Origin of the sequence: Paraburkholderia dioscoreae, assembly GCF_902459535.1 — a bacterium.
In the GTDB taxonomy this organism is placed as follows: Bacteria; Pseudomonadota; Gammaproteobacteria; order Burkholderiales; family Burkholderiaceae; genus Paraburkholderia; species Paraburkholderia dioscoreae.
This window is the reverse complement of sequence record NZ_LR699553.1, coordinates 3,378,970-3,393,656: the sequence shown is the minus strand read 5'-3', so window position 1 is coordinate 3,393,656 and position 14,687 is coordinate 3,378,970. Positions and strand designations below refer to the sequence as shown.

Here is a 14,687-nt window from a genome sequence, read left to right as displayed (position 1 = left end):
CAACTTTTTCGATGAAACCGACCCGTCCCTTTCACCAGACGCCCGTCATTACGATCGACGGCCCGAGTGCCTCCGGCAAAGGCACCGTGGCCGCGCTGGTTGCCGCGAGCCTCGGCTTCCATTTGCTGGACAGCGGCGCGCTGTATCGTCTCGCCGCGCTTGCCAGCCTGCGCTACAACATTGACGCGCACGACGTCGACGCCCTTGTAAAGCTGATCGACGATCTGCATATCACTTTTCGCGAAGGGCTGGCGCAACTCGACGGCCTCGACGTGTCGGCCGAAATTCGCGCCGAGGAAGTGGGCAGCCGCGCCTCGGCGATCGCCGTGCACGCGCCCGTGCGCGCCGCGCTGGTGGCGCGCCAGCGGGCTTTCCGCAAGGAACCGGGGCTGGTTGCCGACGGCCGCGACATGGGCACGGTCATCTTCCAGGATGCCGTGCTGAAGGTGTTCATGACCGCAAGCGTCGAGGCCCGCGCGGCGCGGCGGCATAAGCAATTGATCCAAAAAGGATTTTCTGCTAACATAGATGACTTGCTCCGGGATTTGCGTGAGCGCGACGAGCGTGACAGTCAGCGCGTAGCCGCGCCGCTCAAGCCTGCAGCGGACGCCAAGCTGCTTGATACCTCCGCATTGTCAGTCGACCAGGCGGTCGAGCAGGTGGTGCAATGGTATGAAGCTTTAGTCCCGCATGCCTGATGAAAGTACCGGTTGTGCATCAGCGGCGGGCGCAGTAGAAGTTCGTTGTCAGTAGGTGCTTCGCGCGTCGTCGCGAGGCGTTGTGTTAACCCTTTAACCCCGCGTGGCATTCGCATTCTTGCCGATATTGCTGACCGTCCGGCCAGCCGGGCACCGCGAGAACCATGCAAATTTTGATTTTTATGTCCGACCTGCAAACCTCTACCCCGAATACCGAATCTTTTGCGGCTCTGTTCGAAGAGTCGCTGACCAAGCAAGACATGCGCGCTGGCGAAGTGATCTCCGCCGAAGTCGTGCGTGTTGACCACAACTTCGTGGTCGTCAACGCTGGTCTCAAGTCCGAAGCCTACATCCCGCTCGAAGAGTTCCTGAACGACGCGGGCGAGGTAGAAGTGCAGGCGGGCGACTTCGTTTCCGTCGCGATCGACGCGCTCGAAAACGGCTATGGCGACACGATCCTGTCGCGCGACAAAGCGAAGCGTCTGGCTTCGTGGCTGTCGCTGGAAAAGGCTCTCGACAACAACGAACTCGTGACCGGCACGATCACGGGCAAGGTCAAGGGCGGCATGACCGTCATGGTCAACGGCATCCGCGCGTTCCTGCCGGGTTCGCTGGTCGACACGCGTCCGGTCAAGGACACGACCCCGTACGAAGGCAAGACGCTGGAATTCCGCGTCATCAAACTCGACCGCAAGCGTAACAACGTCGTGCTGTCGCGCCGTGCCGTGATCGAAGCGACCCAGGGCGAAGAGCGCGCAAAGCTGCTCGAAACGCTGAAGGAAGGCGCGATCGTGGAAGGCGTGGTGAAGAACATCACGGATTACGGCGCGTTCGTGGACCTCGGTGGTATCGACGGCCTGCTGCACATCACCGACATCGCATGGCGTCGTGTGCGTCACCCGAGCGAAGTGCTGTCGGTTGGCCAGGAAGTCACCGCGAAGATCCTCAAGTTCGATCAAGAGAAGAACCGCGTTTCGCTGGGTATCAAGCAACTGGGCGACGATCCGTGGGAAGGCATCTCGCGCCGTTATCCGTCGGGCACGCGCCTGTTCGGTAAGGTCACCAACATCACTGACTACGGCGCATTCGTCGAAGTCGAATCGGGCATCGAAGGCCTGGTCCACGTGTCGGAAATGGACTGGACGAACAAGAACGTTGCACCGTCGAAGGTTGTGCAACTGGGCGACGAAGTCGAAGTCATGGTTCTGGAAATCGACGAAGACCGCCGCCGTATCAGCCTCGGCATGAAGCAATGCAAGCCGAACCCGTGGGACGACTTCAGCCGCAACTTCAAGAAGGGCGACAAGCTGCAAGGCGCAATCAAGTCGATCACCGACTTCGGCGTCTTCATCGGTCTGCCGGGCGGCATCGACGGTCTGGTTCACCTGTCGGACCTGTCGTGGTCGGAAACGGGCGAAGAGGCAGTTCGCAAGTACAAGAAGGGCGACGAAGTGGAAGCGATCGTTCTCGGCATCGACGTCGAGAAGGAACGCATTTCGCTGGGCATCAAGCAGCTCGAAGGCGACCCGTTCAGCAACTTCGTTGCCATGAACGACAAGGGTTCGATCGTCGACGGCGTGGTCAAGACGGTGGACGCGAAGGGTGCTGTGGTTCAACTGTCGGCGGAAGTCGAAGGCTACCTGCGCGCTTCGGAAATCGCACAAGACCGCGTGGAAGATGCTCGCAACGTGCTGAAGGACGGCGACAAGGTCAACGCGATGATCATCAACATCGATCGCAAGTCGCGTGGCATCAACCTGTCGATCAAGGCTAAGGATTCGGCCGAGCAACAGGAAGCGATCCGCGGCCTGGCTTCGTCGGACTCGAGTTCGGCTGCCACCGGCACGACGAACCTCGGCGCGCTGCTGAAGGCCAAGCTCGACGGCCAGAACCCGTAATTGAGGAGCGCCCCCAAACCTGTCGCTTCGCGCCAGGGCCCCCAAGGGGGCCAAGAAAGCTTGGGGGCGGCCCGGCGTTTTCTTGAGAGGTCTGCTGCAGTATGACCAAATCGGAATTGGTCGCCCAGCTGGCTACGCGATTTCCGCAACTTGTCCTTAAGGATGCGGATTTCGCGGTGAAGACGATGCTTGATGCGATGTCGGAGGCACTTGCCAATGGTCATCGCATTGAAATTCGCGGCTTCGGCAGCTTCGGCCTTAACCGCCGTCCGTCCCGCGTCGGGCGTAATCCCAAGTCGGGCGAAAAGGTGTTAGTACCTGAGAAGTACGTACCGCACTTCAAGCCGGGCAAGGAGTTGCGCGAACGGGTGGATCGTCGCGCGGGTGAGCCGTTGAAGGCCGAAGAGCCGGATGACGACCTGTAAATGCTTCGCTGCGCCAGTTACAGCGTGGCATAGATAGTGTCAGCGGCCAAAGCCAGCCGGCAAGAGACCAGAAAAGCGCCTTCGGGCGCTTTTTTTTCGTCTGTGCGTTTGCGTTTTTGTGCCGCCACGTTCCGCCCGGCCCGAAGTACGGTCCACAAGCGCGACTGTAGAACCCGGACAAACCGCCCCGCCGTCCCTGCTGCCTGCGGCAAGATAAAGCCGCGTAAGCCCGCAATCCGCCAGTTCCTGCCCAGCCGCGAGGGCTTCAATTACAATACGGGTCACTTCGGCGCGGGCAACACCGTGGCGCGACGCGTCATCAAGCCGGCGTCACCCCGCAACTGCCGTCAAGAGACCTATTCATGAAATTTATCGTCTGGCTGATCCGGGTGCTGGTGTTCGTGCTGCTGCTGGTGCTGGCGCTTTCCAATACAGATCCTGCTACGCTGAAATTTCCCGGTGGTTACACGTGGTCGCAGCCCCTGATCCTGATCGGCCTCGTGTTCTTCGTGGTCGGGTTGCTGGCCGGGCTGGTGTCGTCGATGCCGGCCATGGTGCGCTTGCGCATGGAAAATGGCCGGCTCAAGCGCGAGTTGCGCGTGGCGCGCGAAGCTCCGGTCGTGGTCGAGCAACCGCCCATGCCGCCGCTGATCTGAATTCCTTGTGCCGCGCACCATGAGCGCGGCTTTCCGTCTTCGCTTTCCCGTACATTTGCATTAATCGCATGGATCTAGACTTCTGGTGGCTGCTTGTCATACCCGTCGCTTTCGCGTTCGGCTGGATGGCTGCGCGCTACGACCTCAAGACGCTGCTCTCCGAAAGCGCCAACCTGCCGCGCTCGTATTTTCGCGGGCTGAACTTCCTGCTCAACGAGCAGCCGGACCAGGCGATCGATGCGTTCATCGAAGTGGTGAAGCTCGATCCCGAAACGGTCGAATTGCACTTCGCGCTGGGCAATCTGTTCCGTCGACGCGGTGAGACGGACCGCGCGATTCGCGTGCATCAGAATCTGTTGAGCCGCGCCGACCTGCCGGTCAGCGAGCGCGATCACGCGCTCTACGAGTTAGGGCAGGATTTCCTGAAAGCGGGTCTGCTCGACCGCGCGGAGGAAACCTTCCGCTCGCTCGAAACCGGCGACTACGCGTTGGGCGCGCAGCGGGCGCTCCTCACCATCTACGAAATCGAGAAGGACTGGGTCAAGTCGATCGACACGGCCCGTCATCTGGAAACGATGGGCGCGGAGTCGCTGGACAAGGAAATCGCGCAGTTCCACTGCGAACTTGCGCAGGAAGCGCTACAACAGAAGAAACCCGACGAGGCTCGCCGCCAACTCGGCTTCGCCTTGAAGGCGAACCCGACCAACGTGCGCGCCACGATCCTGTTCGGCGACGTCGACGCGGCAGGCGGCGCGCAGGAAGCGGCGATTGCCCAATGGCGGCGCGTGGAGGAGCAGAACCCCGCCTATCTGCCGCTGGTCGCCGAAAAGCTGATGAAGGCCTACGAAGCGCTCGGCCGCCCGCAAGATGGCGCCGATCTGCTTACCACGTGGGTGGACCGCTATCCGACCAACGATCTGCTCGACGTTGCTTATCAACACGTCGCATCGTTGCGCGGACCCGAGGCCGCGCATGCGCTGGCGCGCTCGCAAATGCAGAAGTCGCCGAATCTGGCGGGCATGACGCGGCTGCTCGAGGCGCAGGAAGCCGTTGCGGAAGAACCGCGGCGCAGCGAACTCGAACTGATGCGCACGTTGATTCGCCAGCGCACCAAAAATCTGCCACGGTATACGTGCCAGAATTGCGGCTTCAGGGCACGGCTTTTCTACTGGCAGTGCCCGGGTTGCAGCGGTTGGGAAACCTATGCGCCGCGTCGCGTCGAGCCGATCACCGCATCGAACTGAGGCTCAGGCTGCAACGCCGGCTTTGGCCGCGCGGTCGCGCTGCTGCCCCGGCGTGTGACAACCGCCCTGCGCGGGCGGATTTCGCAACATGTTCATGACTGGCTTCATCGCCGGGAATCATCACCGGAACCCTCTACCGGATAGCGTATGAAAATCACCATTATCGGCACGGGCTATGTGGGTCTCGTTACTGGCGCGTGTCTCGCCGAGATCGGTCACGACGTTTTCTGTCTCGACGTCGATCCGCGCAAGATCGAAATCCTCAACAACGGCGGCGTGCCGATTCACGAGCCCGGTTTGCAGGAGATGATCGCCCGCACGCGCGCGGCGCGCCGCATCACGTTTTCCACGGATGTCGAAGCCAGCGTCGCGCACGGCGACGTGCAGTTCATTGCCGTCGGCACGCCGCCGGACGAAGACGGTTCGGCCGATCTGCAATACGTGCTCGAAGCGGCCCGCAACATTGGCCGCACGATGAACGGCTTCAAGGTGATCGTCGACAAGTCGACGGTGCCGGTCGGCACCGCGCAGCGTGTGCGCGCGGTGGTCGAAGAAGAATTGGCCAAACGCGGACTTGCCGGCAGCGCGCAACATCGCTTCTCGGTGGTGTCCAATCCGGAATTCCTGAAGGAAGGCGCGGCGGTCGACGACTTCATGCGCCCCGACCGCATTGTGATCGGCCTTGACGAAGACGAAGCCGGCTTGCGCGCGCGCGAACTGATGAAGCGTCTGTACGCGCCGTTCAACCGCAATCACGAACGCACGCTGTACATGGACGTGCGCTCGGCCGAATTCACGAAATACGCCGCGAATGCGATGCTCGCCACGCGCATCTCGTTCATGAACGAAATGTCGAATCTGGCCGATCGCGTCGGCGCGGATATCGAAGCGGTGCGCCGCGGCATCGGCTCCGATCCGCGGATCGGCTATCACTTCCTGTATGCGGGTTGTGGCTACGGCGGCTCGTGCTTCCCTAAAGACGTCCAGGCGCTGATCCGCACGGCCAGCGAAAGCGGCCACAATCTGCGCATTCTGGAAGCGGTCGAAGAAGTGAACGACAGGCAGAAAGACGTGCTGGTGCAAAAGATCACGAGCAAGCTCGGCAACGATCTGAGCGGCCGCACGTTCGCGGTGTGGGGGCTTGCGTTCAAGCCCAATACCGACGACATGCGCGAGGCGCCGAGCCGCCGCCTGATCGCGGAACTGCTGGCGCGCGGCGCCCACGTGCGCGCGTACGATCCGGTCGCGGTGACCGAAGCGCGCCGCGTGTTCGCCATGGATCTGCATGACGCACCGGACCAGTTCGCGCGTCTCGCCTTTGCGACCACGCAGGACGAAACGCTTACGGGCGCCGACGCCCTCGTGATCGTGACCGAATGGAAAGAATTCAAGAGTCCGGACTTCGTCCATCTGAAATCGGTGCTGAAGTCGCCGCTGATTTTCGACGGACGCAACTTGTATGAACCGGACGCGATGACCGAGCTCGGCATCGACTATCACTCGATTGGACGCCCTTATGCCCAACCCTCTGAACTTCCGGCCGATGCCTGAGACCACGCCCGGTGCCGCTGCGTCCACGCCCGCGCCGCAGCTTACCGTCGTGCCGCGCGAACGGCTCGCCGCGGCGCGCGTGCTGGTGGTGGGCGACGTCATGCTCGATCGCTACTGGTTCGGCGACGTGAACCGCATTTCGCCGGAAGCGCCTGTGCCGGTCGTGCTGGTGCAGCGTCAGGAAGACCGCCTCGGCGGCGCGGCGAACGTCGCGCGCAATGCGGTCGCGCTCGGCGCACAGGCAGGCTTGCTATGCGTGGTCGGCCATGACGAGCCCGGCGAGCGTATCGTGCAGTTGCTGAATGAAAGCGGCGTAAAGCCGTATCTCGAGCGCGACCCGGCGCTCCTCACCACGATCAAGCTGCGGGTGCTGTCACGCCAGCAACAATTGTTGCGTGTGGACTTCGAAAATTCGCCGGCGCACGAGGTGCTGCTCGCGGGTCTCGCCCGGTTCGACGAACTGCTGCCGTCGCACGACGTGATTCTGATGTCCGACTATGCGAAGGGCGGCCTGACCCACGTCACGCAGATGATCTCGAAGGCGAATGCGGCGGGCAAGCCGGTGCTGGTCGATCCGAAGGGCGATGACTGGGAACGCTATCGCGGCGCTACCCTGATCACGCCGAACCGTGCTGAGTTGCGCGAGGTGGTCGGTCAGTGGAAATCGGAAGAAGATCTGCTCGCGCGCGTAACGAAACTGCGCACCGACCTGGAATTCAAGGCGCTGCTGCTGACGCGTTCGGAAGAGGGTATGACGCTCTTCTCGGACGACGGCGTCCTGCACGCTTCGGCTGTCGCACGCGAAGTGTATGATGTTTCGGGTGCGGGCGACACCGTGATCGCCACGCTCGCCGCCATGCTCGGCGCGGGTCTCACGCTGGTCGAGGCGGTCGGGCTCGCGAATCGCGCGGCCGGCATCGTGGTCGGCAAACTGGGCACCGCCACTGTCGACTACGACGAACTTTTTCATTGATGCGGACCGCCGGGTTCCTCGCTGTGCTTGAGTCATGAACGGCGCATAGAGGGATCCGCGGGACGGCAACTGAACCTGTCGATCGGAGTCGGCACAGAGCGCTTACTCCGATCCTATGCAAAGCTCACTACCGCAGGATCATCATGACCCTCATCGTCACCGGCGCGGCCGGTTTTATCGGCAGCAATCTCGTGAAGGCGCTCAACGAGCGCGGTGAACAGCGCATCATCGCGGTGGACAATCTGACGCGCGCGGACAAGTTCAAGAACCTGGTCGACTGCGAGATCGACGACTACCTCGACAAAACCGAGTTCGTCGAACGCTTCAAGCGCGGGGACTTCGGCAAGGTGCGCGCGATTTTCCACGAAGGCGCCTGTTCGGACACGATGGAAACCGACGGCCGCTACATGATGGACAACAACTTCCGCTATAGCCGCGAGGTGCTCGACGTCTGCCTCGCGCAGAACATCCAGTTCCTGTATGCATCCTCGGCGGCTACGTACGGCGGCTCGAGCCGTTTCGTCGAAGAGCGCGAAGTCGAGCAGCCGCTGAACGTGTACGGCTACTCGAAGTTCCTGTTCGACCAGGTGATCCGCCGCGTGCTGCCCACGGCGAAAAGCCAGATTGCCGGCTTCCGTTATTTCAACGTATACGGGCCGCGCGAAACGCACAAGGCACGCATGGCGTCGGTGGCGTTTCACAACTTCAACCAGTTCCGCGCCGAGGGCAAGGTCAAGCTGTTCGGCGAATACAACGGCTACGCGGCGGGTGAGCAGACGCGCGACTTCGTTTCGGTTGAAGACGTGGTGAAGGTCAACCTGTTCTTCTTCGACAATCCGGACAAGTCGGGCATCTTCAATCTGGGTAGCGGCCGTGCACAACCGTTCAACGACATCGCCAGCACGGTGGTCAATACGCTGCGAACGCTGAACAACGAACCGGCGTTGTCGCTCGCGGAACAGGTGCAGCGCGGGATGATCGAATATATTCCGTTCCCCGATGCATTGCGCGGCAAGTACCAGTGCTTCACGCAGGCGGATCAGTCGAAGCTGCGCGCGGCCGGCTACGACGCGCCGTTCCTGAGCGTGCAGGAAGGTGTCGATCGTTACGTACGTTGGCTATTCGGCCAGGTGTAAATAATTCGGATCCCTCTTTAAACTGGAATCTCCCGGTTGGTGATGGTCTCCAACCGGTTGTACGAGGGAGATTCCATATGTTTCGAAAAATTCTGGTTACCGCGGCCATGCTCGCCGCTTTCGGCCACGCTTATGCGGCGGTCGACGTCAACACGGCTAATGAGGACGCGCTGCGCGGCATCAAGGGCATCGGTCCTGCCAAAGCGAAAGCCATTCTCGACGAGCGTGCGGCGCATGGTCCGTTCAAGGACCCGGCCGATCTCGGCAAGCGCGTCAAGGGCATGGGCGGGCATACCGTCGAGCGCCTGCAGGCGGAGGGTCTCGCTGTCGGTCCGGCTGGCGCGGCTGCTAACACGCAGGCTGCGGCGTCTGCACAGACCAAAGGCGCGGCCGTTCCGGCCAACGCGCCGAAGAACAGTGCCACGGTGGCAGTGAAGAAATAGCCTGACGCGGAGCTGGCGCGCGGGCCCGACGGCCGCGCGCCTGCTCCATTCGCGCAGTTTTCCTTCATGGTCGGAGTCGTCACGAACACTCCTTCAGCTGTCATGCAGATGACTGGCTCCCGCGGTTCTCAGCCGCGGGCTTTTTGCGTTGAAGGCGTTCGCGGACGGGCGCTTGCATCCATGCGGACAGAAGGGCCGCGCGGCAGGTGGGGGCACGGTGGTTTAGAATCGACGGATTAAGACTTCGCGCACCGACAGCACCAAAACCGATATGGCTTACAAAACGATTGAAGACACGATCGGCAATACGCCGCTCGTGCAACTCGTCCGGCTCCCTGACGACGAGATCCGCAGCCGCAACAACGTGATCCTTGCGAAGCTCGAGGGCAACAACCCTGCGGGCTCGGTGAAGGATCGCCCTGCGTTGTCGATGATCAAGAAAGCGGAAGCGCGCGGGCGCATCAAGCCCGGCGACACGCTGATCGAATCGACCAGCGGCAACACCGGTATTGCGCTGGCTATGGCGGCCGCGATCCGTGGCTACAAAATGGTGCTGATCATGCCGGAAGATCTGTCGGTGGAACGCCGTCAGAGCATGGCCGCGTACGGCGCGCAGATCGTGCTCACGCCGGTCACGGGCGGGATGGAGTACGCACGCGATCTGGCCGAGCAGATGCAGCGCGAAGGCAAGGGCATCATCCTCGACCAGTTCGCCAATCCGGACAATCCGGCCGCGCACGTCGAAGGCACGGGCCCGGAAATCTGGCGCGATACCGAAGGTCGCATTACCCATTTCGTGTCGTCCATGGGCACGACCGGCACGATCATGGGCGTGTCCACTTATCTGAAAGAGCAGAACCAGGCGATCGAGATCATCGGCGCGCAACCCGAAGAGGGTTCGCGCATTCCGGGCATCCGCAAATGGCCGGAAGCCTATCTGCCGAAGATTTTCGATCGCAGCCGCGTGGATCGTGTGGAGAATGTGAGCCAGGCCGCCGCCGAGGCTATGGCGCGCCGTATGGCGTCGGTGGAAGGCATCTTTGCCGGCATCTCGTCGGGCGGCGCGTGCGAAGTGGCGCTGCGCGTCGCGCGGCAGGTCGAGAACGCGACGATCGTGTTCATCGTATGCGATCGCGGCGACCGTTATCTGTCCACGGGTGTGTTTCCCGCATAAATGCGTCGCGGAGCTTCTAGCCCGTCAATGAAAAAAGCGCCGATTCACAACCGGCGCTTTTTTCATATTTACTCGTGAGGCGAACTCGCCGCACCCGCTGCCGCCTGTTCCGTCTATTGCGAAGTGCCAGCCGGCGCTGCCGCGCCGTTGCCGGCGTTTGCCGCGTCGCTTGCTTCCATCTGCGCCTTGACCCGCTGGCCCAACTGATAGACCGCGAGCGCATAAAAGAAGCTGCGGTTATAGCGCGTCAGCACGTAGAAATTCTTCAGGCCCAGCACGTACTCGGTGCCGCGTCCCGGCGAAGGCAGATCCACCACCGTCACCGGCGTGCCGGCTTCCGACGCGATATCCACGCCGGGTTCGTTCAGCAGTAGTCCGGCGCGCAGCAATTGATCGAGCGGCCAGTGCGGCTCCGGCTGACCGTCGGCGGCAGCTTGCGCGACGCCCAGGCTGCCGGCGTCCGAGCCGATCTTCCACACCACCGGCCGGCCATTTTCCCAACCGTTCTGACGCAGATAGTTCGCCACGCTGCCAATCGCGTCCGCCTGGCTCGTGCGCAGGTCGATCTGCCGGTTGCCGTCGTAGCTCACCGCGTATTGCACAATGCTGCTCGGCAGGAACTGCGGAATACCGATCGCGCCGGTGTAGGAACCCAGCACCGAGGTCGGGTCGATCTGCGAGTCGCGAGTCCACACCAGGTAGTCTTCGAGATTCTTGCGGAAGGTTGCCTGGCGATCCGCGCGATTGGCGGTGTTCGGATAATCGAAGCTGAGCGTGGTCAGTGCGTCGAGCACACGGAAGTTGCCCATGAAGCGCCCATAGATCGTCTCCACGCCGATAATGCCGACGACCACTTCCGGCGGCACGCCGAACTCCTCGTACGCGCGCTGCAGCGTGGCCTGGTTCGCACGCCAGAAACGCACGCCGGCATTGATGCGGACCTGGTCGAGAAAGCGCGACTGATACACGCGCCAGTTCTTCACCGCCGGCGAGGGCGACGGCGTTACGAGCTTGACCGCGGTTGCCGAATAACTCACGCTGGCAAAGAGCGCATGCAGTGCGGCCTCGTCGAAGTCGTAACGCGCGGCCATGTCGTTGATGAACGCGTCGACATTGGGATTGTTCGCGTAGCGCTGCGGAATGATCTCTTCTTCAAACGTTTGCCCTTGCGGCACAGCGGGTTGCGGCTGGCTTTGCGCGAGCAGCACCGGTGGCTTTTTGCCGACGCTTTGCGCGATCGCGGGACTGGTTGCCATGAACATGCACGATGCGACGGAGAGTGCGGCGGCGAGGGTTCTGGTACGTAGCCGGTTTCGTGCAGACAGAGCAAGCTTGACGGTCATAGTGAGCAAAGGGCGCGGTGCGTAAGAGTCAAGGGAAAGGCGGGGAAAAACCGATCGGGGCAGTATACCCGACGCCTTCCGCAAAACTGTGCCTGACGCGTCACAGCCGCATCGTGTGGTAACTTGATGAATGTTGGCGCGCCGAGGGCGCGCGCCCCTGGATGGAGACACGCCGCACGCGCCACAAGGCGCGTCGCCGCAGAAAAGAATCATGGCAACTGGCTTTTATTCCCACGCCGACTGTCTGCTGCACGATATGGGGCAATGGCATCCCGAATGCCCGGCGCGCCTGCAGGCAATCGAAGACCAATTGATCGCGAGCCGCATCGATTCGCTGATCGAGCGCGAGTCGGCACCGCTTGCCGACGAAGCCGCGCTGCTGCGCGTGCATACGCAAGCCCACGTCGATTACATCCGCAGCCGGTCACCGGTTGAAGGCATGGCCGAAATCGATCCCGATACGACGATGAACCCGCACACCTTGCAAGCCGCGTTGCGCGCGGCGGGTGCTGCGGTAGCCGCGACCGACGCGGTGATCGAAGGCCGTTACGACAACGCGTTCTGCAGCGTGCGGCCGCCCGGCCACCATGCCGAACCGGCGCGCGCTATGGGTTTCTGCTTTTTCAACAATATCGCGATCGCCGCGCGTCATGCGCTCGAAGTGCACGGACTCGAACGCGTCGCGATCATCGACTTCGACGTGCATCACGGCAACGGTACCGAAGCGGCGTTCTCGGGCGACTCGCGCGTGCTGATGTGCAGCTTCTTCCAGCATCCGTTCTATCCGTTCACCGGCGCCGACAACCAGGCGCCCAACATGTGCAACGTGCCGCTGCCGGCGCGCTCGAAAGGCATGGCGGTGCGCGAAGCGGTGGACATGCTGTGGCTGCCGCGCCTGCATGAATTCAAGCCGGAGATGCTGTTCATCTCGGCCGGCTTCGACGCGCATCGCGAGGACGATCTCGGCAACATGGGCCTCGTCGAAGACGATTACGCGTGGATCACCGATCAGATGCGCGAGATCGCGAAGCGCTATTCGCGCGGGCGGATCGTCAGTTGTCTTGAAGGCGGCTACAACCTGTCCGCGCTGGGGCGCAGCGTGGTCGCCCACATGCGCTCGCTGGCCGGGATCTGAGCCGCCGCGCCGCGCGCGCTCGCCATCCACGCAACGAGGAGTGAGTCATGAACGCCGAGGCGCGCAACGCTTCACTAGTCGAGATCGAACACGGCGGGTACGGTGTGCCGGGCGTCGTGCGTTTGACGATGAACCGGCCCGATGCCTTTAATGCGCTTTCCGAAGCCTTGCTCGACGAGCTGCAGACGGCATTGAGCGAGATCGGCCGGTCGGACGCGCGCGTGGTCGTGATCGCCGGCGCGGGCCGGGCGTTCTGCGCGGGACACGATCTGAAGGAAATGCGCGCGGCGCCGTCGCTCGCGTACTATCAGGCGCTGTTCGCCCGCTGCACGAAGCTCATGATGACGATCCAGCGCTTGCCGCAACCGGTGATCGCGCGCGTGCAAGGCGTTGCCACGGCGGCCGGTTGCCAGCTCGTCGCGATGTGCGATCTGGCGGTCGCAGCCGATACGGCGCGTTTTGCCGTTTCGGGCGTCAACCTCGGGCTTTTCTGCGCGACGCCTTCGGTGCCGCTGTCGCGTAACCTGTCGCGTAAAGCGGCGCTCGAAATGCTGCTCACCGGCGATTTCATCGATGCCGTGGGCGCGAAGCGGGAAGGTCTCGTGAACCGTGTGGTCCCCGCGGATGCGCTCGACGCGGAACTCACGCGGCTCGCCGCCAGCATCTGCGCTAAACCCGTCGAAGCCGTGAGCGCGGGCAAAGGCCTCTTCTATCGGCAGTTGGAGATGGGTATCGAAGCGGCTTACCAGCTTGCCGGCCAGACGATGGCCTGCAACATGATGGATGAGTCGGCGCTCGAAGGCGTGCAGGCGTTCATCGACAAACGGCCGCCTGACTGGAAACGTGACGCGGGCTAGCGGCGTCGTTCAGGGCATGGTTCAGCCTCTAACCACCAGCCGTTTTTCGATCCACTCGATCAACGCCCCAATCACCCTATCGCGGTCCATGTCGTTCATCGTTTCGTGATAGCTGCCCTCGTGCAGGGTGAGCGTCTTGTCCGGTGAGCCTGCGTGCTGGCCGAAGTCGCGGCTGCCTTCGGGTTCGGTGAGCTTGTCGGCGGTGCCGTGATAGACCAGCAGCGGTACACGCAAGCCCGCCCGGCCGCGTTCGATACGCGCCATTGCCAGCAACAGTTCCGCGCCGGTGCGCGCGGGAATCGCGCCGTGATGCACGAGCGGGTCGTTGCGATTGGCATTCACTACGGGTTGAAGGCGCGAGAGCAGCGCGGCGTCGATTTTCATCGCGGGGAAGCTGGGGTAGAGACGGCTGATCACCTGGCTCAGCTTGAGCATCCAGCGCGGCACGTCGCGGCCGGGCGCCAGCGCCGGGCTCGACAGGATCAGGCCGTTCAGGCGCCGGCCGCTCGCTTCGAGGCGCTCGATCGCGTAGAGCGCGGCCACGGCGCCGCCCATGCTGTGGCCCATCAGGAAGAGCGGCGCGCAACTTTGCGCCGCGGCGTCGAGCAAGGCTTGCGCGTCCAGCAGATAGTCGTCGAAGCGCTTCACGTAGGCCCGCTTGCCGGGCGCGCGGCCGTGGCCGCGCAGATCGATCGCCACCAGTTCGATGCCGGCCGCGTTCAGCCGCGCGGCCAGCGCCGCGTATCGACCGGCGTGCTCGGCCAGCCCGTGGATCAGCGCCACGGTGGCGCGCATCGGCGCGGCGGCCGGCCAGCGGTATAGCGGCAATTCCACGCCGTCGCCGGCCGTGACCGACGAGCGCAGCGGCTCGCCAGCGTTTCGCTTGCCCGCGACGGGCTGCACAGTGCTGCTTGGGGACGTCTCCATGACTGCCGATTATCCTGATGCTGATTTTGTTCGCCCGATCATAGTCGTAGTGCCGGCGTGCGCGCGAGCATCTCGCACCGGGCGGGCCTCTAATTCCAACCGGTTATGAAAAGATCGTAATTGATTATTAAAGGGAATGTCGGCGCTGCGGTAGAATTGCCGGCTCAAATCCCAATAAAAGCAACGGCGGCCGCTTGTCGCGAGCGCATGACGCGCGCTGACAGTCG

General features: G+C 62.7%; 14 protein-coding genes. 12 read left to right on the top strand and 2 right to left on the bottom strand.

Annotated features, from left to right (window positions below):
- The first annotated feature begins 11 nt into the window (after nt 1-11).
- The 10 genes from cmk (at nt 12) to cysM (ending at nt 10,198) form a co-directional block, all read left to right on the top strand.
- Nucleotides 12-698, top strand: coding sequence for a (d)CMP kinase (gene cmk, locus PDMSB3_RS15215; RefSeq protein WP_007180887.1), 687 nt, complete (start codon nt 12-14; stop codon nt 696-698).
- 164 nt (nt 699-862) lie between these two features.
- Nucleotides 863-2,596 carry a 30S ribosomal protein S1 gene (rpsA, locus tag PDMSB3_RS15210; RefSeq protein ID WP_007180888.1) on the top strand — a complete coding sequence of 578 codons (1,734 nt, stop codon included), beginning with the start codon at nt 863-865 and terminating at the stop codon, nt 2,594-2,596.
- Nucleotides 2,597-2,697: 101 nt separating this feature from the next.
- Nucleotides 2,698-3,021, top strand: coding sequence for an integration host factor subunit beta (locus tag PDMSB3_RS15205; protein WP_007180889.1), 324 nt, complete (start codon nt 2,698-2,700; stop codon nt 3,019-3,021).
- 362 nt (nt 3,022-3,383) lie between these two features.
- Nucleotides 3,384-3,677 (top strand): LapA family protein, encoded by a 294-nt coding sequence (locus tag PDMSB3_RS15200; protein WP_007180890.1) that lies wholly within the window; start codon nt 3,384-3,386, stop codon nt 3,675-3,677.
- Between the two features lie 68 nt (nt 3,678-3,745).
- On the top strand, nt 3,746-4,921 hold the full coding sequence (gene lapB, locus PDMSB3_RS15195) for a lipopolysaccharide assembly protein LapB (protein WP_007180891.1): 1,176 nt from the start codon (nt 3,746-3,748) through the stop codon (nt 4,919-4,921).
- Nucleotides 4,922-5,068: 147 nt separating this feature from the next.
- Nucleotides 5,069-6,472 (top strand): UDP-glucose dehydrogenase family protein, encoded by a 1,404-nt coding sequence (locus PDMSB3_RS15190; protein ID WP_007180892.1) that lies wholly within the window; start codon nt 5,069-5,071, stop codon nt 6,470-6,472.
- A complete protein-coding gene (gene rfaE1, locus PDMSB3_RS15185) occupies nt 6,438-7,445 on the top strand; it encodes a D-glycero-beta-D-manno-heptose-7-phosphate kinase (protein WP_007180893.1) in 1,008 nt (335 codons plus the stop codon). Before PDMSB3_RS15190 ends, rfaE1 begins: the two co-directional genes overlap by 35 nt.
- A gap of 143 nt (nt 7,446-7,588) precedes the next feature.
- Nucleotides 7,589-8,581 (top strand): ADP-glyceromanno-heptose 6-epimerase, encoded by a 993-nt coding sequence (gene rfaD / locus PDMSB3_RS15180; protein ID WP_007180894.1) that lies wholly within the window; start codon nt 7,589-7,591, stop codon nt 8,579-8,581.
- A 77-nt stretch (nt 8,582-8,658) separates the two neighbouring features.
- Entirely contained in the window at nt 8,659-9,024 is a 366-nt protein-coding gene (locus PDMSB3_RS15175) for a ComEA family DNA-binding protein (protein WP_007180895.1), read from the top strand.
- A gap of 271 nt (nt 9,025-9,295) precedes the next feature.
- The gene (gene cysM, locus PDMSB3_RS15170) at nt 9,296-10,198 is read left to right on the top strand and encodes a cysteine synthase CysM (protein ID WP_007180896.1); all 903 of its coding nucleotides are present in this window, start codon (nt 9,296-9,298) and stop codon (nt 10,196-10,198) included.
- Between the two features lie 113 nt (nt 10,199-10,311).
- Here the strand turns inward: cysM and mltB are convergent, their stop codons facing one another.
- Nucleotides 10,312-11,460: a lytic murein transglycosylase B gene (mltB, locus tag PDMSB3_RS15165; protein ID WP_035517949.1), complete on the bottom strand. Its 1,149-nt coding sequence runs from the start codon at nt 11,458-11,460 to the stop codon at nt 10,312-10,314.
- Between the two features lie 292 nt (nt 11,461-11,752).
- On the opposite strand from mltB, the gene PDMSB3_RS15160 reads away from it, so the two are divergent.
- Nucleotides 11,753-12,676 (top strand): histone deacetylase family protein, encoded by a 924-nt coding sequence (locus PDMSB3_RS15160; protein ID WP_007180898.1) that lies wholly within the window; start codon nt 11,753-11,755, stop codon nt 12,674-12,676.
- A 47-nt stretch (nt 12,677-12,723) separates the two neighbouring features.
- Nucleotides 12,724-13,533: an enoyl-CoA hydratase gene (locus tag PDMSB3_RS15155; RefSeq protein ID WP_007180899.1), complete on the top strand. Its 810-nt coding sequence runs from the start codon at nt 12,724-12,726 to the stop codon at nt 13,531-13,533.
- Between the two features lie 21 nt (nt 13,534-13,554).
- Here the strand turns inward: PDMSB3_RS15155 and PDMSB3_RS15150 are convergent, their stop codons facing one another.
- The gene (locus PDMSB3_RS15150; RefSeq protein WP_007180900.1) at nt 13,555-14,460 is read right to left on the bottom strand and encodes an alpha/beta hydrolase; all 906 of its coding nucleotides are present in this window, start codon (nt 14,458-14,460) and stop codon (nt 13,555-13,557) included.
- Nucleotides 14,461-14,687 lie beyond the last annotated feature (227 nt).